Source organism: Bradyrhizobium sp. NBAIM03, from assembly GCF_020194055.1.
GTDB lineage: Bacteria > Pseudomonadota > Alphaproteobacteria > Rhizobiales > Xanthobacteraceae > Bradyrhizobium > Bradyrhizobium yuanmingense.
In genome coordinates, this window is sequence record NZ_JADYVS010000011.1 from 135,659 (window position 1) to 162,529 (window position 26,871).

22 protein-coding genes and 2 tRNA genes are annotated in these 26,871 nt (G+C 64.3%); 5 read left to right on the forward strand and 19 right to left on the reverse strand.

Annotated elements, in window-relative coordinates:
- Nucleotides 1–157: 157 nt before the first annotated feature.
- From I6F21_RS18730 to I6F21_RS18745, 4 genes are all read right to left on the reverse strand, one after another.
- Nucleotides 158–598 (reverse strand): hypothetical protein, encoded by a 441-nt coding sequence (locus I6F21_RS18730; RefSeq protein ID WP_035999439.1) that lies wholly within the window; start codon nt 596–598, stop codon nt 158–160.
- A 15-nt stretch (nt 599–613) separates the two neighbouring features.
- A complete protein-coding gene (locus tag I6F21_RS18735) occupies nt 614–2,314 on the reverse strand; it encodes a transporter (RefSeq protein WP_225140810.1) in 1,701 nt (566 codons plus the stop codon).
- A gap of 17 nt (nt 2,315–2,331) precedes the next feature.
- Nucleotides 2,332–5,085 carry a decarboxylase gene (locus I6F21_RS18740; protein WP_225140808.1) on the reverse strand — a complete coding sequence of 918 codons (2,754 nt, stop codon included), beginning with the start codon at nt 5,083–5,085 and terminating at the stop codon, nt 2,332–2,334.
- A gap of 173 nt (nt 5,086–5,258) precedes the next feature.
- On the reverse strand, nt 5,259–5,939 hold the full coding sequence (locus tag I6F21_RS18745; RefSeq protein WP_035999481.1) for a YoaK family protein: 681 nt from the start codon (nt 5,937–5,939) through the stop codon (nt 5,259–5,261).
- Nucleotides 5,940–6,071: 132 nt separating this feature from the next.
- On the opposite strand from I6F21_RS18745, the gene I6F21_RS18750 reads away from it, so the two are divergent.
- From I6F21_RS18750 to I6F21_RS18760, 3 genes are read left to right on the forward strand one after another with little or no spacing between them, the layout of a single operon-like run.
- Nucleotides 6,072–7,760, forward strand: coding sequence for a transporter (locus I6F21_RS18750; protein WP_035999483.1), 1,689 nt, complete (start codon nt 6,072–6,074; stop codon nt 7,758–7,760).
- A gap of 11 nt (nt 7,761–7,771) precedes the next feature.
- Entirely contained in the window at nt 7,772–8,656 is an 885-nt protein-coding gene (locus I6F21_RS18755) for a dienelactone hydrolase family protein (protein ID WP_035999446.1), read from the forward strand.
- A 23-nt stretch (nt 8,657–8,679) separates the two neighbouring features.
- Nucleotides 8,680–9,264 (forward strand): invasion associated locus B family protein, encoded by a 585-nt coding sequence (locus I6F21_RS18760; protein ID WP_225140806.1) that lies wholly within the window; start codon nt 8,680–8,682, stop codon nt 9,262–9,264.
- A gap of 14 nt (nt 9,265–9,278) precedes the next feature.
- Here I6F21_RS18760 and I6F21_RS18765 read toward each other — a convergent pair whose 3' ends face one another.
- Together I6F21_RS18765 and I6F21_RS18770 are read right to left on the reverse strand one after the other, a co-directional pair.
- Nucleotides 9,279–9,647, reverse strand: coding sequence for a response regulator (locus I6F21_RS18765; protein WP_225140804.1), 369 nt, complete (start codon nt 9,645–9,647; stop codon nt 9,279–9,281).
- Between the two features lie 169 nt (nt 9,648–9,816).
- Entirely contained in the window at nt 9,817–10,440 is a 624-nt protein-coding gene (locus I6F21_RS18770) for a response regulator (RefSeq protein ID WP_057029165.1), read from the reverse strand.
- A 304-nt stretch (nt 10,441–10,744) separates the two neighbouring features.
- Here I6F21_RS18770 and I6F21_RS18775 point away from each other — a divergent pair, with 304 nt between their 5' ends.
- A complete protein-coding gene (locus I6F21_RS18775; protein ID WP_035999457.1) occupies nt 10,745–11,428 on the forward strand; it encodes a helix-turn-helix domain-containing protein in 684 nt (227 codons plus the stop codon).
- Between the two features lie 49 nt (nt 11,429–11,477).
- Here the strand turns inward: I6F21_RS18775 and I6F21_RS18780 are convergent, their stop codons facing one another.
- The 8 genes from I6F21_RS18780 to I6F21_RS18815 all read right to left on the reverse strand — a co-directional run bounded on the left by I6F21_RS18780 (nt 11,478) and on the right by I6F21_RS18815 (nt 18,790).
- Nucleotides 11,478–11,933, reverse strand: a complete 456-nt coding sequence (locus tag I6F21_RS18780; protein WP_225140802.1) for a potassium channel family protein — start codon at nt 11,931–11,933, stop codon at nt 11,478–11,480.
- A gap of 26 nt (nt 11,934–11,959) precedes the next feature.
- Nucleotides 11,960–13,036: an AI-2E family transporter gene (locus I6F21_RS18785; protein WP_225140800.1), complete on the reverse strand. Its 1,077-nt coding sequence runs from the start codon at nt 13,034–13,036 to the stop codon at nt 11,960–11,962.
- Between the two features lie 716 nt (nt 13,037–13,752).
- Nucleotides 13,753–13,827, reverse strand: a tRNA-Asn gene (locus tag I6F21_RS18790).
- 137 nt (nt 13,828–13,964) lie between these two features.
- The gene (locus tag I6F21_RS18795; RefSeq protein WP_036027987.1) at nt 13,965–14,333 is read right to left on the reverse strand and encodes a hypothetical protein; all 369 of its coding nucleotides are present in this window, start codon (nt 14,331–14,333) and stop codon (nt 13,965–13,967) included.
- 207 nt (nt 14,334–14,540) lie between these two features.
- The gene (locus tag I6F21_RS18800) at nt 14,541–16,235 is read right to left on the reverse strand and encodes a flotillin domain-containing protein (RefSeq protein WP_225140798.1); all 1,695 of its coding nucleotides are present in this window, start codon (nt 16,233–16,235) and stop codon (nt 14,541–14,543) included.
- Nucleotides 16,236–16,258: 23 nt separating this feature from the next.
- The gene (locus tag I6F21_RS18805; RefSeq protein WP_225140796.1) at nt 16,259–16,918 is read right to left on the reverse strand and encodes an OB-fold-containig protein; all 660 of its coding nucleotides are present in this window, start codon (nt 16,916–16,918) and stop codon (nt 16,259–16,261) included.
- Between the two features lie 10 nt (nt 16,919–16,928).
- Nucleotides 16,929–18,092, reverse strand: a complete 1,164-nt coding sequence (locus tag I6F21_RS18810; protein ID WP_109143810.1) for a PspA/IM30 family protein — start codon at nt 18,090–18,092, stop codon at nt 16,929–16,931.
- A gap of 437 nt (nt 18,093–18,529) precedes the next feature.
- The gene (locus tag I6F21_RS18815; RefSeq protein ID WP_025036239.1) at nt 18,530–18,790 is read right to left on the reverse strand and encodes a hypothetical protein; all 261 of its coding nucleotides are present in this window, start codon (nt 18,788–18,790) and stop codon (nt 18,530–18,532) included.
- 264 nt (nt 18,791–19,054) lie between these two features.
- On the opposite strand from I6F21_RS18815, the gene I6F21_RS18820 reads away from it, so the two are divergent.
- Entirely contained in the window at nt 19,055–19,264 is a 210-nt protein-coding gene (locus tag I6F21_RS18820) for a hypothetical protein (RefSeq protein ID WP_036027983.1), read from the forward strand.
- A 79-nt stretch (nt 19,265–19,343) separates the two neighbouring features.
- On the opposite strand, the gene I6F21_RS18825 is transcribed toward I6F21_RS18820, so the two are convergent.
- From I6F21_RS18825 to I6F21_RS18845, 5 genes are all read right to left on the reverse strand, one after another.
- Nucleotides 19,344–19,490 carry a hypothetical protein gene (locus tag I6F21_RS18825; RefSeq protein ID WP_167361661.1) on the reverse strand — a complete coding sequence of 49 codons (147 nt, stop codon included), beginning with the start codon at nt 19,488–19,490 and terminating at the stop codon, nt 19,344–19,346.
- Nucleotides 19,491–19,665: 175 nt separating this feature from the next.
- Nucleotides 19,666–19,739 (reverse strand) — tRNA-Cys (locus I6F21_RS18830).
- Between the two features lie 84 nt (nt 19,740–19,823).
- A complete protein-coding gene (locus I6F21_RS18835; RefSeq protein ID WP_225140794.1) occupies nt 19,824–20,564 on the reverse strand; it encodes a tRNA-uridine aminocarboxypropyltransferase in 741 nt (246 codons plus the stop codon).
- A 36-nt stretch (nt 20,565–20,600) separates the two neighbouring features.
- Nucleotides 20,601–23,702 carry an efflux RND transporter permease subunit gene (locus I6F21_RS18840; protein ID WP_036027981.1) on the reverse strand — a complete coding sequence of 1,034 codons (3,102 nt, stop codon included), beginning with the start codon at nt 23,700–23,702 and terminating at the stop codon, nt 20,601–20,603.
- On the reverse strand, nt 23,702–26,851 hold the full coding sequence (locus tag I6F21_RS18845; protein WP_109143813.1) for an efflux RND transporter permease subunit: 3,150 nt from the start codon (nt 26,849–26,851) through the stop codon (nt 23,702–23,704). Before I6F21_RS18845 ends, I6F21_RS18840 begins: the two co-directional genes overlap by 1 nt.
- Nucleotides 26,852–26,871 lie beyond the last annotated feature (20 nt).

The window sequence follows — 26,871 nt, forward strand, 5'->3', positions numbered from 1 at the left end:
TCAGGCCGCTAAAGCGCGATGCGATTGGAATGAATCGTCATCGCGCTTTAGGTTGTTGTTTGAGCATGTTCTATTCGGAAAACCGCTACACACTTTTCCGGATCATGCCCTAGGGGCCCGACGCTGCCGTCGATCGCTCAATGGCCATACGACCCCTTCAACTCGATTTCAGGCGGATCGTGACGCCACCGACTGCAGCCGATACTTCCGCGCCGACCCGCGGGCCGCTGAGCTGGAGGATCACGCCATTGCTGTTTTGCAACTGAACGGCGCCGGCACCTGCGGCGATTGCCCCACCCGCTCCTCCCACGGCATAAGAGCCTTCGATCGACGCCGGCCCCTTTAGATTGAGCGCGCGGCCGACGAACTTCGTGGTCGACGCTCCGATGGTGAGGCCCACGCTCATGCCAGACACCGTGAATGGGTATTTCTTGCCCCGGTAGACCAGAACGCCCTCACCGCCACCGGCGCCGACGATGAAGCCACCCTTGGTGAAGACGACCGCGACCTGGCCGGTGTCGGCACGCGCGGACGTGCTAAAGCCGGCAACAGCGGCGAGCGAAGCGACCAGGACGGCGCCGAAGGACAGTTTTCTCATGACGTTTTCTTCCCCTTATTGAGCCAGGATCATCGCGAAGTAGCCGAAGATGGTGAGAAGGATGCCCGAGACGGCATAGCCGACCGGGAATCCGATCCAGGGCACGGAGCTCTGGATCTCGACCGCGGCCTCGCGGCACGGGCCGGAATGCGAGCGCGCGCCGGCAACGCCGCCCATCAGAACCGCCGGATTGATCTTGAAGACGTGGTATCCGATCGCCCACACAATGAACGGCGGGATCGTGCACGCGATGAAGCCGACGATGAAGATCTTGAGCGCGACCGCGCCGGTGAGCTGAGCCAACAGGCCGGCGCCGGCATTGACCCCGACGATCGCGACGAACACAACAAGGCCGAGATCCTCAAGCACGTTTCGCGCCGCGTTCGGCGTATTGCCGAAGAAGCGCAGCCGCGACACGACCGAGGACACGATCACGCCGGACAGCAACAGCCCGCCGGCATTGCCGAGACCGACCTTGGCACCGAAGGCGGGGAATTCGATCATGCCGATGAGGAAGCCGATGATCATGCCGACCGACAGGGTCAGCAAGTCGGTCGAGGTGTTGGCGCGCGCGATGCGGCCCCACATCTCGCCGAGCTCGTTGACCGCCGACTTCAGGCCGACCACCGAGACGATGTCCATGCGCTCCAGCTTGGTCTTGAGACCGGCCGGGATCTGCACCCCGCCCCGCTCGACCTTGGTCACCTGCAGCTGGCCGGCGATGGCCGTGTCGCGGAAGGACTCGAAGGTCCGCCCGACGACGTCCTTGTTGAAGACGACGATTTCCGCCTGGTCCATGGGTATACCGAGCGTCTTGGCATCGGCGACCTCCGGACCAATCAGGCCCATCTTCTCAGTCAGATGCTCGGTCGATCCGCCCAGCGCGACGATATCGCCCTTCTGCAGCACGAGCTCGGGATCAGCCCCCTGCGGCTCACCATTGCGCCCGACATTGACGATACGGTACTCGGGATTGACCGTGCGGAATTTGGCGATGCTCATCCCGATCGTCGCAGGATTCTCCAGCCGGTAGGCCCGCAGACCGAACTGACGGTAGCCGGTCAGGGCGCCGCCTTCGAGATCTTTGACGCCGAACTCCTGCTCATACTTCTTGGCGGCGGCCATGGCATCGACGCCCCACCAGCGCGGCAGGTATTTGCAGATCAGGATGATGCCGACGGTGCCCCAAATGTAGGTAATACCGTAGGACAAAGCGATCATGCCGGAGGCATCCTCGGGCTTCATCCCGGCAGGCAGTTTCACGACTCCCGACGTGACGGCCTGCTCGGCCGAGCCGATCGCCGCCGACATGGTCTGCGATCCCGCCAGCATTCCGCCAGCCGCACCGGGCGGCAATGCGAAGAGCTTCGCCCCAAGCACGACGAGGGTCAGGCCGATCACACTCGACACCACCGCGAGGAACAAGAATTTGATCCCGTCGCCCCGCAGGCTGTTGACGAAGGACGGACCTACGCGCAGGCCGACGCCGTACATGAAGAGATAGTAGAACAGGCTCTTGGCGAAGTTGTTCAACTCCAGCTTCACGCCATAGCTGGATGCCCAGACCGAGATGCCCGCGCCGACCACGATGGCACCGGCGACCATGCCGAGGCCATAACCCTTGATGCTGGCTCGGCCGATATAGACGGCGAGACCGACCACGAAGAACAGCAGCAGATACGGGTACTGCTGCAAGAACTGGAAAAATGCCTGCATGTTCGTCCCCTCCCGACCTATGACGCGGCCTTGAGCTTCGGCTGGGCGCTGGGCTTTGGCCTGCCGAGCTTGGCCAAGGCTTCCGTCCGTACGAGTTTCAGCCCTTCCTTGGCGTCGTAGCCGTGGATCTCCTTCACATCGAGCTTGCGCATGAAGTCGATCGTCTCCTGGGTGATGACCTGGCCGGGCACCATGATCGGGAAGCCCGGCGGATACGGGATCACGAAGTTGGCCGAGACGAGCTCGGGCCCGGCCTTCAGCCGCCGGTCGATCTCGGGATCGTTGAGGCGGATGTGCTCGCAGCCGGCGACGTCATAGGCCGCGTAGAAGCCGCTGCGGATGTCGCCCTCGTTGGTCTTGGTGCCAGCATCGCCGCGGAAGCTCGGGTGGAAATGCGAGAAGTTCGGCAGATCGGGCACGTCCTTCATGAGGCTCGTCACCCGTGCCTCGAAGGTCTTTCGCGCATTGGCACCGCCCTGGGCCAGGCCGCGGTCGATCTCGCCCGCGATCTCGGCGAGCACGCGAACGAGATGCGCGACGTCGCTGCGAGTGTTGTTGATGTTGGATTGGACCAGCACCGAGTTGCGGGAGGTCTTGTTGACCTGGATGTTGTACTCGTTGGCGAGAATGCCCTTGAACTGCGTGCCGTCATAGCCGGCCGTGCCGCATACCAGCGTCATGCGGGTCGGGTCGAGGCAGAACTCGTCCTCGTCCAGGCTCTTCAGCGTGTTCGCCCAGTTGACGCCGGGGGCGAGGAAGTCGGTGAAGCCGCTCTGGCGGTACTGCGCCGGCACCATGGCGTCGGCACCGAGGATGCGGAAATATTTCGAGATCAGCGGGTTGTTGTTGACCGCCTGGCGGATCGCGAACGCGATCTCGATCGCATTGGCGACGAGGCCATAGCCCTCCAGCTCCATCTGCCGCCGTGAGATGTCAAGGCTCGCGATCAGCTGCTGGTTCGGGCTTGTCGAGGCGTGGGTGAACACCGCTTCCTTGAACTGCTGCTCCACGGTGTGGAATTCGACGTCCTTGACCGAGAGCATCGAGCCCTGGCGGATCGCCGACATCGACTTGTGGGTCGAGTTGGTCTGGTAGACGCGCAGCCGGATCTGTCGGGGGTCCGGGATCAGCCGGGTCTTGAGCAGCACCTCGTCGGACGGGTTCTTGCCGAGCTCGGCCTGCTGCTTCTCATAGGCCGCGACCGACTTGGGATCGCGCATCCATGCCTCGATCTCGTTGGCCGCGCCAAGTCCGGTGCGGCGGCGCAGGAATGGCGAGAAACGCGCGAAGCCGAACCAGGCTTCATCCCACAGGAAGATCAGATCGGGCTTGATGGCGAGGCATTCCTCCATCACCCGCCGTGTGTTGTAGATATGGCCGTCGAACGTGCAGTTGGTGAGGTCGACCATCTTGACGCGGTCGAGCCGGCCATCGGCCTTGGCGCCCAGCAGCGCCTGCTTGATGGTCTTCAGCGGCACCGCGCCGTACATCGAATATTCCGTCATCGGGAAGGCTTCGACGTAGAGCGGCTGCGCACCGGCCAGCACCATGCCGTAGTGATGCGACTTGTGGCAATTGCGGTCGACAATCGCGATGTCGCCGGGCGCGAGCAGCGCCTGCACCGCCATCTTGTTGGACGTCGATGTGCCGTTGGTAACAAAGAAGACGCGGTCGGCGCCGAGCGCCCTCGCCGCCTTCTCCTGCGCCTTCTTGATGTTGCCGGTCGGCTCCAGCATGCTGTCGAGACCGCCGGTGGTGGCGCTGCTCTCGGCCAGGAACAGGTTCGGGCCGTAGAACTCGCCCATGTCCCGGATCCAGTCGGACTTGAAGATCGACTTGCCGCGGGCGATCGGCAGCGCGTGGAAGGTGCCGATCGGACGCTGGGCGTATTTCTTGAGATTGTCGAAGAACGGCGTGTCGTAGCGATCTTGGATGCCTTCGAGGATCGATAGGTGGAGTTCCAGCAGCTCTTCAACGGAATAGAAGATGCGACGGACCACATCCGCCTCGGGATTGCCGGCGAGCTCCTCCACGTCGCGGTTCGAGATCATGTAAAGGTCGAGCTCGGGCCTGACGCGCTTGATGATCTGGGCGAGCCGCAGCGCCGAAGCGTCGGTTTCGTCGTTGAGACCGGCCGAGGCCATGATCGAGCGCAACACCGGTGCATCGTGCCGCGAACGCAGGCCAAAGCCCTCGTTGATGATGACGGCTCCGATGTTCGGATTGAGCATCGTCGCACAGAAAGCGTCCTCCAGGCTGCCGACGATCACAGGTTCATAGATGAACGCGTCGACCGGGCGCCGCAGCTTGCGCCATTCCGCGGCCAGCGCCGGCCATTGGCTGGAAGATACGCCGGTGACGATCAGGGTTTCGAAATACGGCCTGCGCGCGCTGTGCGCGCCAAAGGCCGGCGGCGCCAGCTCGGGCGCATCGCCGTTGCCGTCGTCCTTGGGGCTCCAGTCACCGGCATGTTGGCGGAAGGATCGCGTCGCCAGTGCCTGGGCAATTCTCGTCGCAAGGGCGAACGATGATGCACCGTCGCCGGCGACCGCTGCTTCCCGCAGCGCCGCCATGAGGTGCGGACCGGGATAGCCGTGAAATTCTTCGATGATCGAAAGATCGGCCAACGCCGCGTCATAGGCTGTGCGATTGCCGACGCGCGCCCAGGTCTTTGCTGCTTCCACAAGGTCGCGCCAGTCGTCTGCCCGCGCGCCCGGGCCGGAAAAGAACTGGTCGATACGCTTCTGTGCGGGCTTGGCGTCTTTGGACATCTCTCTCTCTCCCGATCCTCTAAAGGTGATGCGGATCGTGGGTGCGGCGCGGCTCGCTCCATTGATCCAAGTCAACGGTCGCGTGCATTCTGCGGGCCGACGCCGTGCCGTTCGCAGCGCAACACGAAAAGATCACCGTTCGTTGTGCGACGCTCACCTGATCATTGGCGCGCTCATCTCCCCTCCTGCGAACGTAGCGCTTCGCAGCGCAGCAGCACGATCAACAGCGCGACGACCGGCAGGCCCAGCGCGAGATCGGGGACGCTCTTGGTTGCAAAGGCTCCGGCGGCGGCACCGAAGCCGAACACGACGCACAACGCGATGAAAATGCCCGAGCGGCGCAGCGTTCCGAGTGGTGCGCCGCCTGCTGCGACTGCGAAGACGTTCTCGATGGCCTGACGCATGTTGCTGGTGATCATCACCGTGCTGCACACTGTGCCTTCGACCTTGACGAACATTGCGGCCTGCATCGCTGCCACGGCGGAAATACCGAGCGTTCCAGCCAAATCGGGCAACCTATTGTGCAAGATGCCGATCGCTATCAACAGCAGGATCTCGATCAACGTACTGACCGCGCTGGCCCGCTCGCCCGTTGCGCGGCGCAGCCAGGCTGCGAGCACGATGCCGACCGCGAACGCCAGGATTGGCGGCACGAAGTGCAACGCCTTCGCCCAGTTGCCCGCCATCGCGTGAATCCACAGGAAGATCAGGTTGGCGGTCTGGGCATTCGCCAACACGCCGTGGATGATCCAGGTATAGGCGTCGATATAGCCGCCGACAAAGGCGAGCAGCAGGACGATCTCGACTGTCTCGTCGCGGCGGATCGCACCGGTTGTGACGTTCAGGGTACTCATGACGGCAATATGGGCTTTCGCGAACATTCCATCGCGTCATAGCCGCCGCCACGTCGCCGCGAAGGCTTGATCTGGATCAAGCAACATCCGGCCGCCGCCAATCAAATCGCTCCAAAGCGCCGGGGGAATGCCATGGAAACCGTCAGGTGGATCATCGCCACCGCACCGGAAATTTTCCTGCTGCTCGCGATCGCGATCGGCACCATCCTCGGCCGCATCAGGATTCGCGGCTTCTCGATCGGAACCACCGCCTGCATCCTGATCGTCGCCGTGCTGATCGGACAACTCGGGAGCTTCACGTTCCCGCCGATCCTCCGGGCGATCCTGTTCAGCCTGTTCGTCTTTACGATCGGTTACCGTTCTGGACCGGAATTCTTCGCCTCGCTGAGCGTGCGGACCTTGGCACAGGTCGTGCTGGCGTTGGTGATCGGCGCCACGGGGCTCGCGCTCGTGCTCATCTTCGCGCGTGTCTTCACGTTGGATACGGGGACAGCGGCAGGACTGACGGCAGGAGCGCTGACGCAATCCTCGGTGATCGGCACCGCATCCGGCGCGCTGGCGCAGCTCGGCCTGCCGAGCGACGTGCTGAAGCAGCAGGAAGCCAACATCGCGGCGGGCTATGCGGTGACCTACGTGCTCGGCTACATCCTGACGCTCCTGTTCGTGCCATTCGTCGCGCCGCGGCTGATGCGGATCGATCTGAAGGCGGAGGCGAAGAAGCTCGAGGCGGAGCTCGCCGGCGGTACGCCGCCAAAGACGGAAAACCTGTCCTATCGCAAATTCCAGGCCCGCGCCTATCGCGTCTCGGCCGGCGCAGGTCGTACCATCGGTGCTATCGAGGCGGAGATCGGCGGCCGCACGGTCGTAGAGCGGATCGTGCGCAGCGGGGCCGACATCAAGCCGCAGCAGGACGCCGTGCTCGAGGCCGGCGACGACATCGTCATCGCCGGTCCGACCGCCGTGATCGTCGCGGCCAAGCCGATCCTCGGGGCCGAGATCGACGCGGGGGAACTGCTGCGCAACCTGCCCGGCAATGTGATCGAAGTGCTCGTTGAAAACCGCCAGCTGCACGGCCGCTCACTGCGCGAAATCGTTGATCGGCTCGGCGACAATGCACGCGGTGTATTCCTGCGTGCGCTGACGCGCATGGGGCGGGAAGTGCCGCTCGGTCCCGATACGCGCGTCTATCTCGGCGACGTCATGACGCTGGTCGGCAGCACCGGCAATATCGCGCGGGCAACGGCGCCAGTGGGACACGCTCTGAATACGAGCGACCGCACGGACATCGCCTTTCTCGCTGCCGGCATCGCAGTGGGTCTTCTGGCCGGCCTTGCCAGCTTCAAAATCGGCACTGTCGCATTGACACTCGGTGGCGGCGGCGGCGCGCTGATCGCCGGGCTCGTCTGCGGTTGGTTGCGTTCGCGCAGGCCGGGCATCGGCGCAATGCCGCCCGCGGCGCAGCAGACCCTGAGCGACATCGGCCTCGGCGGCTTCATCGCGGCGATCGGACTCGGCAACGGCCTTGCCGCCTGGTCGGCGATCCAGGCGCACGGTCTGTTGCTGGTCGGCATGGGCATCGTCGTCACGCTGGTCCCGATGACGGTGGGAACGCTGGTTGCCTATTATCTGCTGCGCATGAATCCGGTCGTGACCTGCGGTGCGCTCGCCGGCGCCATGACGGTCGATGCCGCCGTCACCGGCGCCTGCGACGTTGCCGAGAGCCAGACGCCGGTGCTCGGCGTCGCCGTCCCCTACGCGGTCGGCAATGTCGTCCTCACGGTGCTCGGCCCGATCGTCGTGGCCGCAACCTATTCAGGTTGAGGGAGGCCCGGATGCGACGCGGACCTGCATTGCTCCATTTTTTCGCGATCACCTTGCTCAGCCTTTTCGTGGCCGCATCGCCCACGCACGCCGCGGACGAGGTCCGCATCCAGGAGGAAATCTGGGCGCTGCCCCTGCCGCTGCCGATGTTCGCCTATCTGGTGCGCCCGGTCGGCGATGGTCCGTTCCCGCTCGTCATCATGAATCACGGTGTCTCGCTCGACGCGACCCAGCGCAGCCTTTTCCCTCTGGTCGAATTTCGCGACGCCGCCAAATGGTTTGCGAGGCGCGGCTATCTCGTGGTGGCCCCGGTGGGCAGCGGTTATGGCGCGCAGGCAATCGACATCCCCGAACGCGGAATGTTCGGCCCGTTCTTCTCGAAAATCGGGAAGTGCGCCAATCCCAATTTCCGTGATGCCGGCCTCGCGGTCGCCCAGGTCGATCTCTGGATCATTGACTATCTGGCCGCCGAGAAGCGGATCATCCCGAAGGACGTGATCGTGGTCGGCCAGTCTGCCGGCGGCTGGGCCTCGATCGCCCTTTCGAGCGTGAACCCGCCACAGGTGAAGGCCATCATCGTCTTTGCCGGAGGCCGCGGCGGACGCGTCGACGGCAAGCCGAACAACAATTGCGCGCCCGACCGACTGGTCGAGGCCACCGCCGATTTCGGCCGTACATCGCGCGTGCCGATGCTGTGGATCTACACCGGGAATGACACGTATTTCGGTCCCGACCTATCGAAGCGCATGCACGCTGCCTTCATCGGCGCCGGCGGCCGGGCCGAATATCACCTGATGCCCCCGTTCGGCAACGAGGGACATTTCCTCCTCGGTTCGCCGGACGCGGTTCCGCTCTGGTCGCCGTTGGTGGCGAAGTTTCTCGACGCGCAGAACTGAGTCCGGATCTCGGAGTTGCAGCGATGGCCCGTACTTTTGATTGTCTCTCTGGTCTCCTGATGGTTGCAGCCGCCGGAGTCGCGACGGTCTTGGCTGTCGCTTCGCTCAAGGCGGCGCAGGCGGAAAAGTCCTCCGAGGTCGCAACACGCGGCCAGCGCGACGCCAGCGACATCAGCTATGGCAGCTGGCAGAAATTGTGCTTCAAGGCCGGCGGCGCGCCCACCCTCTGCCGAACCTCGATCACTGGCCGGTTCGCGACCGGGCAAACAGCCGTGCGCATTGATCTGATCGAGCGGGAGGACGCGCCCACCGCCCGCCTGCAACTTTTCGTGCCGGTCGGAATGTACCTGCAGCAACCACCGAAACTGGCCGTCGACCATGGCGCCGCGTTCCGCATTCCTTATACCTGGTGTCTCACCAATTTATGCGTCGCGGCGGACGTCGTGACGCCAAAAATCATCTCGGAGATGGAAAACGGTCAAACGCTTCTGCTCGAACTCGTCGACTCCAATCTTCTTGCCGTGACGACTTCGATTCCGCTCGCGCAATTCGGTTCCGCCCATAAGGGGGCGCCGACCAGGATACTCGAGCAATATGTCGAAGAATGACGGCCGTCGTGGAGCTACAAGACGCGGGCGCGCTGGACCGATTGGATCAAAGACTGCGCCGCAAACGGCTTGATGAGATAGGCGATGCAGCCCGAGGCAATCGCGGCCGAGCGGTTTGCCGGGCTGTCATTGCCGGTGACATAGATCACGGGTGCTTCGATGCCCTTCTCGGCCAGGCTTCGCCGCACCTCGATGCCGGACCTTGCACCCAGATCGATGTCGAGGATGATGCAGATCGCGGTATGGAACCTGCCATGATCGAGCAAGGCCCCTCCCGTGTCGAACAGGGTTGTGGCGAAGCCGTATCCTCGCAGCAGCCTGTCCATGCTGGTACGCATGGACGGATCGTCATCGACAACGAAGACGGACTCGCGCAGGAGCAAAGCGATGGCCTTTCCGGAACACGACAGTGGGATATCGGATACGACAGCTCCGCGCTCTCGCGTGTGCGTATGTGCATTATTGCACATAGCGCGTCGCGCACTGTCAACACGCCTTGGCATTGTCCTTTGGGACAGGCACGTCGAGGGAACCTCGCTCTTTCCGGAGCCGTCAGCGTTCGTCCGGATCGAGCATTCCGAGACGCTCTGCGATCGAAACGAGTTCCGCCAGCGAGCGAACCTGCATCTTCTCCATCACTTGATGGCGGTGCGCCTTCACGGTGCGCTCGGTGGTGCCCAGCTCATGCGCGATCTGCTTGTTGATCCGGCCGCGCACGATCAGATCGAACACCTGTCGCTCGCGCTGGGTCAGCGTGGCGAAATGGCCACGAAACGCATCCAGCCTGCTGGCCTGAGCCCGCGCAGTCCGCTGACTGGCCAGCGCACGCTCGATCGCATCGAGCAACTGCTCGGAGGATATCGGTTTGGTCAGGAAGTCTTCCGCACCTGCCTTGATCGCGCGCACGGTCGTCGGCGTGTCGGCATGACCGGTCAGGAAGACGATGGGCAGCATCGACCCCGCCGCAGCCAACCGCGCCTGCAGGTCGGGACCGCTCAGGCCCGGAATCCGCACGTCGAGCAGGATACATCCCGCCTGCCCGTCATCCGGCGCCGAGTCCAGGAGCTCCAGCGCCGAGGCGTAGGTCGCGACCTCGTATCCCGCGAGCTTTAGCCGGCGCTCGATCGCGGTCCGAAACGACTCGTCGTCGTCAACAACGTGAACAAGGCCTGGCAACTTCCTACCTCTCGCCCAACTTGATCAGGACGCTCGACGTCCTTGTCGTTCTTCAAAGCGATTTTCTCGTTTGAAGGTCGGAATATCTGCTTCGCAATATGTCGCATCTTCCCTGCGGTGGAGGATTCTCATCCAGCGCAGCAATCACCAGTGCTGTCCTTTGGTACACTGAACCTTGGGACAATGGATAAGAATACTTCCTTGGCCGAAAATCAACTTCGGCGGGAGTGGGATAGCGCGGCGCATTTCCGGCAAAGTATTTCGTCTGACAGACCAATTCGGCGGAAAGCTGAGGAGTTGGCCTATGTTCGTTCGCATCACGACGGATTCCACGCTGCGTCCCAATACCCTCCGCGACCTCGGCATGGCATCTCATTCAAATGCCCTGGTCAATTTAAGCGAATTTTCCTACCGAAAAGGCTCCGAGATCTACGGCGAGAAGGAGCCGGCCGAGTATGTCTACCAGGTCAAATCCGGCGCGGTGCGTAGCTACAAGCTGCTGTCGGACGGGCGCAGGCAGATCGGCGCATTTCACCTCGTCGGCGACATTTTCGGGCTCGAGAACGGCAGCGAGCACCGCTTCACGACGGAAGCCATCGTCGACACCACGGTGCGGCTGATCAAACGCCAAAGCCTGGAAACGGTGGCCGAGAGCGATGCCATGGTGGCCAGAAATCTGCTCAGCATGACCACGAACAACCTCCAGCATGCTGAAGACCACATGCTGCTGCTCGGCCGCAAGACCTCCCTGGAGCGCGTCGCCGCATTCCTGCTCGAAATGGACAAGCGCCTGACGGCTGCCGGCGTCATGGCGCTTCCGATGTCCCGACGCGACATCGCCGACTATCTCGGCCTGACGCTGGAGACCGTCTCGCGGGCTTTGTCGCGGCTGCATGAACTCGGCGTCCTCGGCTTCATCGGCAACACTCAGCGCCAGATCGTGCTCCTCGACCGGCACCAGCTCGCAGGCCTCGATCTGCAGCCGTGAACCGGCGAAATGCCGGTTCGCGATCCGCGATGGTCGCGATCGCCGCGGCTCAGGTGCCCGGCAGGTCCGCGCCGGGTTTTTCCGTGAGCCCGAGATGGTCGAGCGTCCTGAGCAAAACCTCGAACAGGATGGCGGCGGACCAGCCGAACAGAAGAACGCCGTTCATGGCGGTCAGCGGGCCAATCAGCCGCCATTCGGGCACCGGCGTGATGTCGCCGTAGCCGAGCGTGGTGTAGTTGACGAACGCGAAGTAGAGCATGTCCGCGTCGGCGGTCGCCGCGTGCACGATATGATAGGTCGCCGCCCACATCAGAATTTCGATCATGTGGGCGAACTTCAACACGACGGCGATCGTGATCATGACGCTCATGAGGTGCAATCGCGGCCGCTTGGTATGGCGCGGGACGGCACTGCGGGCCACCGTGACGGCGACCACCGTCACGAGCGCGTGGATTCCGATATTGATCACGCTGACGAGCGTGCCGACAAGGAATTGGAGCATCATCGGGGTGAAACACACCTCATTTTAGCCTAGGCCAAGCGTGCCTCGATGGTTTCCTTTGCGACAACGGTTTCCTGATCGACCCGCGCTGACGCAGCGCGGTCGATTCCTGTCCATGCGGTCGCGAGCTCCCAGGCCACCGACAGGATGATCGGCCCAATGAACAGTCCGATGATTCCATGCGCGAGCGTACCACCAATGACCCCGATCAGGATGACCAGCGTCGGCGTCGTCAGGCCCCGCCCCATGAGGAGCGGCTTCAGCACGTTGTCGAGCAGACCGACGACGACCAGATAGACAGTCAAGAGCAGGGCGACGGTCACGTCCTTGTCCACCCATATCCAGACCAGCACGGGGAAAAGAACGGGGCCGGCGCCGATTTGGACAATCGACAGCAAGAGCACGACGACCGCGAGCAGTCCCGCGCTTGGGATCTCTGCGAGCTTGAAGCCGATGCCCGCCAGCAAGGCCTGAAGGATAGCGACGCCGATAATGCCCTGCGCGACGGCGCGTATGGTTGCGCCGGCGAGCTCGAGAAAGTGCTCGCTCCGGCCGGGCACGACGCGCAACAGGAAGCCGCGCAGCGCGGCGACGAGCTGCGCGCCGTGCGGGAGCAGAAAGCCCGCGACGATCACCGACAGCAGGAATTGGAGCATGCCAATTCCGGTGTCACCGGCAAACGACAGCATCACTCCGGCGAGCGGTTTCAAGTACGGCGCCACCTCGCGCAGCGCCGCACGGATGTTCGTGTAGGCCTCGTTCCAGATCGCGTAGAGCTGAGGACCGATCAACGGCCAGCTCCTGATCTGCTCCGGTGCGGCCTGGAGCGCGAGATCGCCACTGCCGATCTGGGCCGCAAGGTCCCGGATTCCTTCGACTGCACTGAGGCCGAGCCACGCGGCGGGACCGATGACGATGCCCAGCGTGATCAGGGTGAGAACGGCTGAGGCTGTCCGGGGACGGCCACCGAGGCGTTGGGCGAGCCAGGCGAAGACGGGATGAAATGCCACCGCCAACACGGCGCTCCAGCTCAGGATCGGCACGAACGGCCGGAGGACGAGAAATGTCCAAAAGATCAGCAGCCCGAGCAAGCCCAGCCGGATCACGAGTTGGACAATGTCCTCCGCGGACAGAAGCTGGCGAAGCGTTTTCAAGGGTCGTTGCCTCCAAGCCGACGGACCGCTGCTGAAAAGCTAGCGGGGCGGCCCGCCGAGGAGGCTTGATCCAGATCAAGCCAGGCGATCGGTCACCTAACGAGATCGGCAACAGGCGCGCTGCCAGTTGCGTCTCGGCGCAGATTGCGCGGTCCACCGCCCGCGAGTGAGAATGCCCCGGTGCTGGACCTGAGCCAGCAGTCGTGAAGTTGACGCCGACGAACGGATTGATCTCGACATAGCTCCGACCGACGGCAAAGCCCATGATCTCGATTGCTGTGCCCGTCTGGAGGCTAATGGCGGGTACGGCCGAGCTATATCGGCCGCTCCGCCCGGCGGCCTGTTCTTTCTGGTCACGACCAAGAGGGCCAGGGGCTCTGGAGGTATCGGCCGGCTTTCATTCCTTCGATTCGGACTTGGCGCTCAGGACGACCCGATCAGAGAGTGCCTTTTGGAACTTTATTCCAACGCCGTCGCCGGAATTTGGGGGGATCCCGAGGGGCAATTTGGGGGTACAAGGCCCCTACCCCCTCCATATCCCCAGCCGCTCCGGACCACGGCGGAAGTGGCAGAACAGAACGAGACGTTGAAACCCCTGATTTTTCAGTGGCTTACCCCTAGGGCTTGCTTAGTTCTGGAGTGTTTTGAAAGGCTTGGAAACAGCCTGATGGCTCCCCGGGCTGGATTCGAACCAGCGACCATCCGATTAACAGTCGGATGCTCTACCGCTGAGCTACCGAGGAAAAGGGCGAACCGTTCGTTCGCGCGCGGCTGCGTATAACAAAGCCGCTTGCGCTTGCAAAGGACGAATTCGTCATCATCCGCAACGCGCTCGGAGGGAGCTGGAATGGCCGCTCCTCCGGCCGGGACCGGGCGAGGATTATTCCGCCAGGAACGAGGTGGTCTTGGTGCCGGGGTCGTAGCGCAAGCGGAGCGCGGTGAGCTTGCAGAGATTGACGTTCTTCCACAGCACCGACTCGTCATAGTTCTTCCAGTCGACCCGGATGTTCCAGACGCAGCCTTCATCGTCGTCGTCGAACTCGACATAAGTGCTGGCCTGGTTCTGCAACACCTTGTCGAGCTCGTTCTCCCACTCGTCCAGCCCGTCATCCGGCGCGTTGAAGCCCAGGAACTTGATGGCATAGCCGGTCTCGTTGACCACGGTGACGTTGCGGGCATCGGCCGCAAGCGACGGCGCGGCGGCGATCGAAAGGGCGATCGCGATCAATCCGGACAGAAAATGCTTCATTGTGAAATTCTCCGATCGAAACAGGTCTCGGCGCCCGATGTCGATCGACGCAGGCGCCGTGGCAAACAAAACGTTGCCTCAAGACTCGTCCGGAGCGAGATCGACCGATTCAAGACACGATCGATCCGCGCTCCGGAACGTTCGCGCGACGCGAGACGCGCCCCGCCTGTTTATCGCTTCGAATTCTCCGCAGCAATGAACCGGCATTCATAGTTCGGCGGCGTTTGTTTTCTCCGGCAGCGGCGCCGGCACGGCCGCGCCGTTGCTCTTTCCGGTCACGGCGCCGACCAGCGCCTTCACCGGATCCTCGTCCGGCGCAAAGCCGCTCTGGCGCAGGATTTCGTCGATCATCGGACGCAGCGCATGGACCTTGAGCAGCTCGCCGGCCAGACCTTCGCCGAAGCCGACATTACCTCCGCTCGCACCGTTGCCGCCGAACGCGCCGCCGGTGTGCAGGATGCGGACATCCTTGAGATTCGCGATCGGCTTCACCATCTCCGCCAGCGCGGACGGCATGGTCTCGATCCGCTTCTTGGCGATCTCGAAATCGATGACGTTGTTGCCGAGCTTGTTCTGCGCCTCGTTCTTCATGGTGATGACGGCGGCTTCCGCCTCGCCGATGTTGCGAACGCCGACCGCCTTGATCTTGTTGGATTCGGCTTCGGCGGTGGCCAGCGTCTTGACGGCTTCGGCGCGATCGAGCGAGGCCTTCTTCTCGGCCTCGGCCGCGACGATCAGCTCGGTCGATTTGCGTTCGGCCTCGGTGCGTGCGGCCAGCACCTGGGTCAGGCGGGCACGATCGGCGACCTCGATGGCGCGCGCGGTGACGACCTTTTCCTCCGCGGAGACGGCCAGCGCCTCGGCGGTCTTGGCTTCGGCGACGGCTTCCGACGTCTCCTTGCTCTTCGCCGCGATCTGGATCTCGTTCTCCTGCGTCGCGATCTGGATCTCGCGCTGGGCGTCGGTCTTGCGCTTGTTGATCGCCAGCTCCGACTCGATCACCGCGGTTTCCTTGACCTGCTTGGCACCCGCCTCCTTCTCGGCAACCGCACGATCGGTGTCGATGCGAGCGTTCTCCTCGGTCAGACGCGCCGTCTGCGTCGCGGTCGCGACCTCGGCGCGGGTGCTCGCCGTCTTGTTGGCGATGTCGCGCTCCTGCGACAGCTCGGCTTCCTTCTTGGTCCGCTCGATCCCGAGGGTCTGCTGGCGCGCCTCGAGGTCCTTTTGCGCGATCGCCACCTCGTTATCGCGCACGATCGCGTTTCGATCGCGGCGGCGGGTTTCGGTGACCGTCTTGAGCTGGGTCAGACCCTCGGCGTCGAAGAAGTTCTCCGGGTTGAAGAATTTGACGTCGGTCTGGTCGAGCTTGGTCAGCGACACCGATTCCAGCTCGAGCCCGTTCGACTTCACGTCAGACTCGACCGTGGACTGCACGTGCTTGACGAAGTCCGAGCGCTTCTCCTGGAGCTCCAGGATACTCATGGTCGCGGCGACCGAGCGCAGGCCGTCGACGAATTTCGCCTCGACCTGGTTGCGCAGCGCCTCGGCATCGTTGGTCAGCGCGCCCAGCGTCTGGCTTGCAAGCGCAATGCTCTCCTCGTCGGGACGGACGCGGACGTAGAACTCGGCAACGATGTCGACGCGCAGGCGATCCTTGGTGATGAGGGATTCCCGCTCCTTGCGCTCGACGGTGAGGCGCAGCGTCTTCAGATTGACGCTGGCATAGGAGTGGAAGATCGGCAGGATCATGGCGCCGCCGTCGAGCACGATCTTCTTGCCGCCGAGCCCGGTGCGCACGAAGGCCTCGTCGCGGGTAGCGCGCTTGTAGAGAATGGTGAAGACGATCCCCAGGACGACGATCAGCGCGACGCCGATCACGGCCGGGACTGCGATGTCGAACATGACGTTCTCCGCTGTGGGACTTGCTAATTGCTTAGAGTGGGGTTGGACGGCTTGAGTTCATCGTCGGCCTTCACCGCGACGAAGCGCGTGCCATCGCGGTCGACCAGGAGGACCATGGTTCCCTGGGGCAAAGGTCCCGATTGCGGCGCCGCGACCGCCGAGACGAAATGGCGGTTGCCGTGGATGTCGGCGACGCTGACGCGGCCGGGCGGCCCCTGGTCGAGCGGGCCAACGACGACCTCCCCGATGCGGCCGACCAGATCGCCGAGGCCGACGACGTAGCTTTCGTCCTTGGGAATGACCCGCGCGATGGTCCTGCTGGCGGCGCGCACAAGCGGAACCGACACCACGACGGCCCCGACCGAGGCGACCGTCGCCGGTAAGGGACCCGCAACCATTCGCGCGAGGTCCTGGATCAGGAATCCGGTGATGGAGAAGGCGCCGAGCAGCAGCAGCAGGAAGATCAAGAGCGGCACGCCGCCGACATTGATCCAGGAGATGGCGTTGAGCACGCCGTTGTCGCTGGGGTGAGCAAAATCGATGTTGGTGCCCAGCATCTCGCTCAAGGAGGCCCCGATCAGCATCGAGATCACCTCGACCGAGCCGACGATGACGATCATGGCCGCCGCAATCGCGAACGGCCTGACCTCAGGCGCCATGACGTGTTCGAGCAGAGCGCTCATGACACCGCACTCAGCCGCCCGACTTCAACCGGGCCAGCCTCGCTGCAATTTCCTTGTCGCGATGGAGCGTGCTCAGCTCGTCGATGTCGCTCGAATAAGGAATTCCCGGCGGCACGCCGGTGGCCCGTGCCACTGCCCTGCCCGCCCGCAGCGCCTTCGCGGCAGCGGAGGTGCCGCCGGATTTCCGCGACGACGTCGATGTCTGTGGGCTGGCCTGTGCCTCGCTCTTTTCGAGATCGGCGCGGCGCTGCTCGGCATCCTGGAGCGCCGACAGCACCGCGCGGAGCGATGTGACGCATTGCTCGATCTTCTCGTTGTTCTCGTCGATGGCGCGAGAGAGCACCTCGAACTGCGCCTCCAGGTCCATTTGCCGCGCGATGCCGGCGCGGGCGAGATCATCGCGCCCGTCTGCGATCGCGGCCTCGATCTTGGCGGTCAGATCGGTCATCGCCCGCTCGATCTCGCTGCGGCGCGCGTTGAGGCGATATTCCTCGGCCCGGGCAGCGGCGAGCGCATCGCGCGCTTCGGTCTCGGCGCGCTCGATCTCGCGGATGGCCTGTCCGACCACCTTCAGCTTGTTCTTGCCCTCCGCCTGCTCGATCGCATCGTACGCGATCCCGGCAATCAGGCGCCCGACTCGGGACAGGAAATTGTCGGGAGCGGCAGCGATGGTATCCATGGCGTTCTCCTCCTCTGGCAGGCTGTTCGGCGTGACGCCGTAGTGAACTTCGAAACCGTCGTCGGTGCGGATGAGGCGCGCCGGCACGCTCTGTCCCCAGCCCTCGGCATAGCCGGCGTAGTCGAAGGGCACGCTGAAGCGCCCTTGCACGGTCGCAATCGAAATGGTGGCGGGCCCCTTGATCTTCGCGAGCTTGTCGTCGAGCGGCAGGCGGCGCCCTTGCGCGGCGCGATACTCCGCGCGGTCGCGCAGCCCCAACGTCACCAGCCGCGAAGGCAGCGCCGTCTGTTTGCGGATCGGCTCATAGGCATGGGCATGGAGCAGGACCACATTGGAACCCACATTGTGGATCCGCGCCACCTCGTCGAGGATTTCCATCATGCGGTCATAGGCCTGGAATGTCGCCTCGATGGCGGCCTTGGCGGCCGGGTCAGGGGCAAGCCGGTAACGCAGTGCGGACGGCGCGTTTCGGGGCGATTGGCTCATGGAAAGCACTAAAGCACCATTTTGGTGCTTTAGGAAGAGGAAGCTCGGTCACGTTCTGCTGATCCCTATGCACTCTGTCGGTTAGTCGCGACGACGAGGGCCTGCGTTCAAGGCGGCCGATCATCCCTAGCGGACGGCCGATCAAGATTTGATGCACGCTTCGGTTGAAATTTGAGACGAATGCAGTGGAGTTCCGGTAAGCCGTCATTCTCTCGACGCGCCGTTGCGAGGAGCTCTGGCCGCCGCAGCGATCTGCCAGATCGCCGAATCATTCGGTGCGCTCATTTGACGGAGATATGACTATTGCCGACCAAGATCCGACGACGGTACGAAGCATCCACGTCCAGCATCCGCAGCAAATCCACAGCATATCCACAGGGTGCCTGTGACGGATTCGCGAGCCCCTGCGAGGCACTTGCTGCGCACAAGCCCACAAGCCGGGCCGTTTAGCCACCCGCCTGGTCGAACACGGATCGGCAGGCCTCGCTGAGGCTGGCGCGGTTGCGGCGCAGGCAGGCGGTGATGGCGCGGACGTTGGGGATCTCGCCGGCGCAGAGCCGGTAGACGTCGGGCGTACAGGCCCGCCGCTGCTCCGCCGTTCCCTGTGCATGGGCCGCAGAGGCAAACAGCGTCAGGAACAGCCCGACCGTCGAGGCGCCCCGCGCCCGGCTCTTCACGCCCGCAAACCGCAAGAACCTCGCCTTCATGACCAGTCTCCCGCTCTGCACTGCCCGCTCCGGCCTGCATTGGCCGTACGGTGCAAAAGGGGTTACGAGAAATAAACCGCGGGGAATGTGATCTCCTTCACGCCCGCTGCGCGGCGGCGGGCACATAGGGTTGCCCCGGGGATTTTCAGGAATCGCTAACCATTCGGGTCCCGATCGCCGCATCGTTAAAATGCGAACGATCGGGTCAATCCGGAAACAAACCGGCTTTGCGACATTGCGCCGTCCGCGTTCTGCGAGGGTGTGATGAGCGAAGCCGAATTTAATCTGCTGCTGGATGCTGTCCGGGACGCCATGGTCTTTGAGGATTTCGCGCCCGTGCCGGTGGAGCAATACGTGCCCCGCTCGTGGAGTTTCGACACGACGCCCAAGGCTGCCAATAACAAGGCTGCCAATGACAACGAGGGCGCCTGGCCCCTCCTGCCCTTCCCCGACGACTGGTACGCGGCCTGCTGAGGCCACTTGAAGTGAACCGATGCGTCCGCCTTTCGGGCGGTTCGGCATGACCGAGCGCCGGGGACCGGCGCAGCCCCGATCAAGTCTTGACGCGTTCCTCGCCCTGCTGCGGCGCCCGGTCGGGTGCAGCCGGCGGGAAGATGCTGTCATAGATCGCGCGCGCCTCAGCAATGAGGCGGGCCCGCTCCAGCTCGGATTTCGGGACAAATCGAACGACGTCGCCCACGTGCTCTCCAGCTCCAGGGTTTGGATGCGTCTTTTCGCAGATGCGAAGTCTATGCCAGAGGACCTGAATCGCACCTTTCCGCCAAGCCCCCGGGCAAACCCGGTGGCTCACTGGAGCTGCGGCTCGGCGGAACCGCCTATAAGTCCAAATTTTGCGGAAAATCAGAGACTTGTGATGGAGGCCACGACCAGAATTGAACTGGTGTACACGGTTTTGCAGACCGTTGCGTAACCACTCCGCCACGTGGCCTCGTAAGGGCGGACCAATATAGGGGATCAATGGCTTAGGCAACCCCACGGCCCGCGGGTAGCACAGCGAAATGTCCAGCCGAAATCAGGCGCGCTTGCCGCGTCGGAAGTCGCGCCGGCGGCCCTTGGGCGCAGGCTTGGGTGCCAGTTCCGGCATCTCGGCCTGGACCTCGCGGTAGCGAGCCAGCATCCGCTCGAAACTGGCATGAAGCGTCTCGGCGATATCAGGGCGCCGCTCGAGGGCGGCGAGGATCGTCGCGGCGGCTTCGATGGTCGCGAGGCCGTCGCGGCGCGGCTCTTTGCGCAAGCGCCCGTAGCGAGAGGGACGTGCCGGATTGAGGATCACGCGCTGGCATTTCAGCATCCAGGGATTGCGCCACCACAGCGCCTTGGCCTGGCTCCAGGTACCGTCGAGCAGGACCACGCCTTCGAGCTTGCCGAGGATCGCGCGCTGGTTCTCCGCGACCTCGCCCTTGCGGTTGAGCGCGACGATCTCACCTTCGGCATCGAGATCAGCCGCGCGTGCCGAGCCGAGATAGAGCACCGCCCAGTGCGAGGCGTTCTCGACCGGCCGTCCCAGCGCCTTGGACAGGCTCGGCCAGGACAGGCCAACCCGCACCGTTGCATCGGCAAAATGCCTGGCCAGCAGCCGCGCCGTGCCGAGCGCCCTGTCCTGCTCCTGCGGATGCTGGAGGATCAGGAGCGAGAGCCGGTTCTCGATCGGCGTGACGCTGTCGCAAATGCAGAGCGGCATCGGCTTCTGGCAATGCGGGCATTCGGGGATCGGCTCGGCCGGCGCGGCGGTAGTGTCAGGCGGATTGGACATGGCGCCGCTATACGCTTCGCGCGGCGCTGCAACAACCTATTCCGCCGGGGCCGCCAGCGGACGCGGCTCGGATCGCCGCCGCAGGCGGTCGATCAGGAGGTAGATTACGGGCGTCGTGTACAGCGTCAGGATCTGCGAGACGAACAGGCCGCCGATGATGGTGATGCCGAGTGGGCGGCGCAGCTCCGTGCCGGGGCCGGTCGCGATCACCAGCGGAATGCCGGCAAACAGCGCCGCCATAGTCGTCATCAGGATCGGGCGGAAGCGCGCCTGGCAGGCCTCGAAGATCGCCTCCGCCGAGGACAGGCCGCGCTGGCGCTCGGCATCGAGCGCGAAGTCCACCATCATGATGCCGTTCTTCTTGACGATGCCGATCAGGAGGATGATGCCGACGAAGGCGATCACCGTCAGCGGCGTGTTGGTGAGCTGCAAGGCCAGCAGCGCACCCAAGCCGGCCGATGGCAGTGTCGAGATGATCGTGAGCGGATGGGCGAGGCTCTCATAGAGCACCCCGAGCACGATATACATCGCGACCAGCGCGCCGAGGATCAGGAGCGGCTGGCGACCGCTGGTCCTGGCGAAATCGCCGGCATTGCCGTCGAAGCTGCCGCGAATGCCCTCGGGCATGTGCAACTCGTCGACCGCGCGCTGGATGTTCTGGGTCGCCGCCTGAAGCGGCACGTCCGGCATCAGGTTGAAGGACACCGTGGTCGATGGGAACGACTGCGAATGATAGACGGCGAGCGCAGCGAGCCCACGCGTCGCGCGCACCACGGCCGACAGCGGCACCTGCGCATCACCCGCGCCGGCGACGTAGATGCGATCGAGATTGCTGGGATCGACCTGGAACTTCGGATCGATCTCCAGCACGGTCATGTACTGGTTGCGCTGGGTGTAGATGATCGAGATCTGCCGCTGTGCGAAAGCGTTGTTGAGCGCGTTGTCGATGTCCTGGACCTTGACGCCGAGCGCGGACGCCTTCTGGCGGTCGATGGCGAGCGTCAGCTGCAGCCCGCCGGGATCGCGATCGCTGGAGATGTCGGTGATGCCCTCCACGCTCTCCAGGCGCTTGGCCACGATCGGCGCCCATTTCTGCAACAGGCCGAGATCGGTGCTGGTGAGCGTATATTGGTAGTCGGAATCGCTCTGACGCCCGCCGGCCCGCACGTCCTGGGCAGCGAACATGAAGAGGCGGATGCCGGGCACGGGATATAGTGCGCGCCTGAGCCGTTCGATCACGACCTCAGTCGACACGTGGCCACGTTCCTCCGGCGGCTTCAGGCTGATGAACATGGTGCCGCGGTTCGAAGTCGCCGGCCCCGGGCCCCCGCTGCCGACCGTCGAGCCGATGCCGGCCACGGCGGGATCCTTCATCACGATCTCGGCGAGCCGCTGCTGCAGGCCGAGCATCGACTGGAACGAGGTGTCCGCCGAGGCGCGCGTCGCGCCGATGATGAAGCCGGAATCGTCCGTGGGAAAGTAGCCTTTGGGGACCTTGATGTAGAGCGTCACCGTGAGCGCGATGGTGGCGAAGAACACCAGCAGCGTCAGCAGCGGGAATTCCAGCACGGTGCGCAGGGTGCGGGCGTAGAACACGATGGTGCGCGACAGCGCGCCTTCGATGATGCGGTCGAACAGCGTTGCCGTGCCGGAGGTGGCCTGCCTGATGTAATGGGCGCAGATCATCGGCGTGACCGTCAGCGACACCAGCGTCGAGACCAGGATGGCGAAGGTCAGCGTCAGCGAAAATTCGCGCAGGAGCCGACCGACGACGCCGTCCATGAAGATCAGCGGCGTGAAGGCCGCGATCAGCGACAGGCTGATCGAGACCACGGTGAAGCCGATCTGCTTGGCGCCCTCCTGCGCCGCCCGGAACGGCCGCATGCCTTGCTCGAGGTTGCGGAACATGTTCTCGATCATGACGATGGCGTCGTCGACAACGAAGCCGACGGAGATGGCGAGCGCCATCAGCGACAGGTTGTCGATGGAGAAGCCCGCGACCCACATGCCGGCGCAAGTCCCGGCGAGTGCCAGCGGCACCGAGATGCCGGCCGCGATGGTCGGCGTCAGCCGCCGCAGGAACACGAACACGACGACCATCACCAGGACGGACGTTGCCAGCAGCGTCCATTGCATGTCCAGCACGCTGGCGCGGATCGTGCCGGTCCGATCGACCAGGGTGGAGATCTCGACACCGGCCGGGATCCACTGCTTCAGCTCGGGGATCAGCGCCTTGACCCGGTCGACGGTGTCGATGACGTTGGCATCGCCCTGCTTGGTGATCTGGATCAGAACCGCCGGTTGCCTGTTGAACCAGGCTATCGAGCGGACGTTGCGGACGGAATCCTCGATGTCGGCGACATCCGACAGCCGCACGAAATTATTGCCCGAGCTCTTGATGACGATGTCGCGGAATTCCTTCGCCGTGCGCATCTGCTTGTTCAGCGACAGCGTCTCGCTCTGGCGCTCGCCTTCGAAGATGCCGACGGGGCCGAGCGCGTTGGCGGCGATGATCGCGGTTCGCACGTCGTCAGTGGCGATTCCAGCATTGGACAGCGCAACCGGGTTGAGCTGCACGCGCACGGCCGGCTGGTCGGCGCCGGAGATCGACACGTTGCCGACGCCCGGCACCTGCGAGATGCGTTGCGCCAACACGCTATCCGCGACGTCGTAGATCGCCGACGGAGAGATCGTCTTGGAGGTCAACGCCAGCACGAAGATGGGTGCGCCGGCCGTGTTCGCCTTGCGGAAACGCGGCAGCGTGGGCAGGTCGCTCGGCAGGTCGACCATCGCGGCGTTGATGGCCGCCTGCACGTCGCGCGCGGCCTTGTCGATGTTGCGGCCGATGTCGAACTGAAGCTGGATGCTGGTCGTGCCGAGGCTCGAGGTCGAGGTGATCTGGTTGATGCCGGCGATCTCTCCCAACCGCCGCTCAAGTGGCGACGCCACCGTCGCCGCCATCACGGACGGATCGGCGCCGGGCCGGCTGGCGGAGACGAAGATGGCGGGAAAGTCGACGTTCGGGACCGAGGCGACCGGCAGGAACCGGTAGGCGACGACACCCAGCAGGAACAGCCCGATCGACAGCAGCGTGGTCGCGACCGGACGGCGGATGAACGGCTCCGAGATCGATGCCATCACTGCATCCCCTCGGTCGCGCCGGCGACCGGCGGGCCGCCGGATCCAGCCGGCGGCAGCGCCTGCTCGAGGCGACGGTTGATACGATCGAGCGCCAGATAGATCACGGGCGTCGTGTAAAGTGTCAGGAGCTGGCTGAGCAGCAGGCCGCCGATGATGGAGATGCCGAGCGGAAAGCGCAGCTCGGCGCCGGTGCCGCTTTCGATCGCGAGCGGCAGCGCCCCGAACAGCGCCGCCAACGTCGTCATCATGATCGGACGGAAGCGCAACAGACAGGCCTGCACAATGGCTTCACTGGGCGACATGCCCCGCCCGCGCTCGGCCTCGAGCGCAAAGTCGATCATCATGATCGCGTTCTTCTTGACGATGCCCATCAAGAGGATGATGCCAATCAGGCCGATCACCGAGAGGTCCTGTCCGCACAGCATCAGCGCCAGGATGGCGCCGACGCCGGCCGAGGGCAGCGTCGACAGGATCGTGATCGGATGGATATAGCTCTCGTAGAGCACCCCTAACACGATGTAGATCGTGATGACGGCGGCGAGCAGCAGCCAGGGCTGGCCGGCGAGTGCCTTGGCGAATTCGGCGGCATCGCCGGCATAGACGCCGACGATACTGCCCGGCACGCCGATGCGGGTCTCGATCACCTTCACGGCTTCGACGGCGTCGCCGAGCGCCGCGCCGGGCGCCAGGTTGAAGCTGAGCGACACCGACGGGAATTGCGCCTGGTGCGAGATCGCGAGCGGCGCCGTGGTCCGCTTCAGCGTCGCCACGGCCGACAGCGGCACCTGGGCATTGGGCGCGCCCGCGGTGGCGCTCGCGGCACCCGGCAGATAGAGCTTCGACAGGATCGAGGGATCGCGCTGATACATCGGCAGCGCCTCCAGCACCACCCGGTACTGGTTGGCCTGACCGTAGATGGTCGAGATCTGCCGCTGCGCGAAGGCGTCGTTCAGCGTGTCGGTGATTGCTTGCAGGCTCACGCCGAGCTGGCCGGCGCGCGTGCGGTCGACATCGAGCTGCGCCCGCAGGCCGCCCTCCTGCGCCTCGGAGGAGACGTCCCGGAACAAGGGATCGCGCCGCATCTCCGCAACCAGCTTGCGCGCCCATTCCGAGACCAGCGTCGCATCGGTGCCGGTCAGCGTGTACTGGTATTGCGAGCGGCTCGACTGGGTCGAGATCTGCACGTCCTGCACCGGCTGGAAATAGACGGTCATGCCGGGGATGCCGGAGACCCGCTCCTTCAACCGGGTCACGACCACGCTGACATCGTCGCGGCGCTCGCCGCGCGGCCGCAAGCTCATGACGAGGCGGCCGACATTGGTGGTCGGGTTGACGGAGCCCGCACCGATCACCGAGACCACGCCGACCACATCAGGGTCGGCCCTGATGGCCTCGGCCGCCTCGGCCTGCCGCCTCTTCATCTCCGCAAACGACACGTCGGGCCCCGCCTCCGTCACCGCCGTGATCGACGCGGTGTCCTGCAGCGGCAGGAAGCCCTTGGGCGCGACGACATAGAGCACCAGGGTCGCGATCAGCGTAACGAAGGTCACGACCAGCGTGGCGCGCTGGCGCTCCAGCACCCACAACAGCGATCCGTGATAGGCGTCGACCGTGCGGTCGATGAAGCGGCTGATCGCGGCCAGTCCCGGCACGGCCAGCTCCTCGTGCGCGTGCTTGAGCAGCCGCGAGCACATCATCGGCGTCAGCGTCAGCGAGACCACCGCCGAGGTCACGACCGCAATCGTCAAGGTCAGCGCGAATTCGCGGAACATGCGCCCGACCAGGCCCGACATGAACAGGAGCGGGATGAAGACCGCAATCAGCGACACCGTCAGCGAGATCACGGTGAAGCCGATCTCGCTGGCGCCCTTGCGCGAGGCTTCCATCGCGCCGTCGCCATTCTCCATGTGGCGCACGATGTTCTCGATCATCACGATGGCATCGTCGACAACGAATCCGGTGCCAATCGTGAGCGCCATCAGCGACAGATTGTCGAGACTGAAGCCGGCAAAATACATGATGCCGAAGCTCGTGATCAGCGACAGCGGCAGCGCGACGCCGGCGATCACGGTCGCGCGCAACGAACGCAGGAACAGCAGCACCACCAGCGTCACCAGCACGACGGCAAGGACCAGCGTGAATTGTACGTCGCGCACCGAGGCGCGGATGGTGACGGTGCGATCGGAGACGATGGTGAGATTCACGCCGGCCGGGATCGCGCGCTGCAGTTTCGGGATCTCGGCGCGGATCTGGCTGACGACGTCGATGACGTTGGCGCCGGGCTGGCGCTGGATGTCGAGGATGACCGCCGGCGTGCCCTGGTACCAGCCGCCAGTGCGGTCGTTCTCGAGGCCGTCGACGATCTGGGCGACGTCGGCAATGGTCACCGGCGAGCCGTTGCGATAGGCGATGATGACGGGCTTGTAGGCTTCGGCCGCTGCGATCTGGTCGTTGGCGGCGATGATGTAGGATTGCTGCGCGCCGTCGAGCGAGCCTTTCGGCCCCGAGACATTGGCATTGGCAATCGCGGTGCGCAGATCTTCCATCGCGATGCCGTAGGCTGCAAGGCGCGCCAGATCGGCCTGGATGCGCACGGCCGGCTTCAACCCGCCCAGCACGGACACGCGCCCGACGCCGGAGATCTGGCTCAAACGTTGCGCCAGAATGGTGTCGGCGATGTCGCTCATCACCCGCAGCGAGATCGTGTCCGAGCGCAGCGCCAGCGTCATCACCGGCGCATCCGCCGGGTTCACCTTGGCGTAGGTCGGCGGGTAAGGCAGCGTCCTCGGCAGCACGCCCGCGGCGGCATTGATCGCGGCCTGCACGTCCTGCGTCGCCCCGTCTATGTCGCGGTTGAGCTCGAACTGCAGCGAGATCTGGCTGACGCCGAACGAGCTCGTCGAGTTCATCGCCGAGAGCGACGGGATCTGCCCAAGCTGCCGCTCCAGCGGCGCGGTGATCAGCGAGGCGATCACGTCCGGACTCGCGCCCGGCAGCTGCGTCGTCACCTGCACGGTCGGGAAATCGACCTGCGGCAGCGCCGAGACCGGGAGTGCGAAATAGCCGAGCAGCCCGCCGATCAGAAGCGCGATGCCGAGCAGCGAGGTCGCAATCGGCCGGCGGATGAAGGGTTCGGAGACACCCATGGGTTATGCCTGCCGCTTCA

What these genes read in the sequence shown, in the direction of transcription:
- I6F21_RS18730 (WP_035999439.1), bottom strand. Translation starts at nt 598, where the DNA reads ATGAGAAAACTGTCCTTCGGCGCCGTCCTGGTCGCTTCGCTCGCCGCT.
- I6F21_RS18735 (WP_225140810.1), bottom strand. Translation starts at nt 2,314, where the DNA reads ATGCAGGCATTTTTCCAGTTCTTGCAGCAGTACCCGTATCTGCTGCTG.
- I6F21_RS18740 (WP_225140808.1), bottom strand. Translation starts at nt 5,085, where the DNA reads ATGTCCAAAGACGCCAAGCCCGCACAGAAGCGTATCGACCAGTTCTTT.
- I6F21_RS18745 (WP_035999481.1), bottom strand. Translation starts at nt 5,939, where the DNA reads ATGAGTACCCTGAACGTCACAACCGGTGCGATCCGCCGCGACGAGACA.
- I6F21_RS18750 (WP_035999483.1), top strand. Translation starts at nt 6,072, where the DNA reads ATGGAAACCGTCAGGTGGATCATCGCCACCGCACCGGAAATTTTCCTG.
- I6F21_RS18755 (WP_035999446.1), top strand. Translation starts at nt 7,772, where the DNA reads ATGCGACGCGGACCTGCATTGCTCCATTTTTTCGCGATCACCTTGCTC.
- I6F21_RS18760 (WP_225140806.1), top strand. Translation starts at nt 8,680, where the DNA reads ATGGCCCGTACTTTTGATTGTCTCTCTGGTCTCCTGATGGTTGCAGCC.
- I6F21_RS18775 (WP_035999457.1), top strand. Translation starts at nt 10,745, where the DNA reads ATGTTCGTTCGCATCACGACGGATTCCACGCTGCGTCCCAATACCCTC.
- I6F21_RS18780 (WP_225140802.1), bottom strand. Translation starts at nt 11,933, where the DNA reads ATGATGCTCCAATTCCTTGTCGGCACGCTCGTCAGCGTGATCAATATC.
- I6F21_RS18795 (WP_036027987.1), bottom strand. Translation starts at nt 14,333, where the DNA reads ATGAAGCATTTTCTGTCCGGATTGATCGCGATCGCCCTTTCGATCGCC.
- I6F21_RS18800 (WP_225140798.1), bottom strand. Translation starts at nt 16,235, where the DNA reads ATGTTCGACATCGCAGTCCCGGCCGTGATCGGCGTCGCGCTGATCGTC.
- I6F21_RS18805 (WP_225140796.1), bottom strand. Translation starts at nt 16,918, where the DNA reads ATGAGCGCTCTGCTCGAACACGTCATGGCGCCTGAGGTCAGGCCGTTC.
- I6F21_RS18815 (WP_025036239.1), bottom strand. Translation starts at nt 18,790, where the DNA reads ATGAAGGCGAGGTTCTTGCGGTTTGCGGGCGTGAAGAGCCGGGCGCGG.
- I6F21_RS18820 (WP_036027983.1), top strand. Translation starts at nt 19,055, where the DNA reads ATGAGCGAAGCCGAATTTAATCTGCTGCTGGATGCTGTCCGGGACGCC.
- I6F21_RS18835 (WP_225140794.1), bottom strand. Translation starts at nt 20,564, where the DNA reads ATGTCCAATCCGCCTGACACTACCGCCGCGCCGGCCGAGCCGATCCCC.
- I6F21_RS18840 (WP_036027981.1), bottom strand. Translation starts at nt 23,702, where the DNA reads ATGGCATCGATCTCGGAGCCGTTCATCCGCCGTCCGGTCGCGACCACG.
- I6F21_RS18845 (WP_109143813.1), bottom strand. Translation starts at nt 26,851, where the DNA reads ATGGGTGTCTCCGAACCCTTCATCCGCCGGCCGATTGCGACCTCGCTG.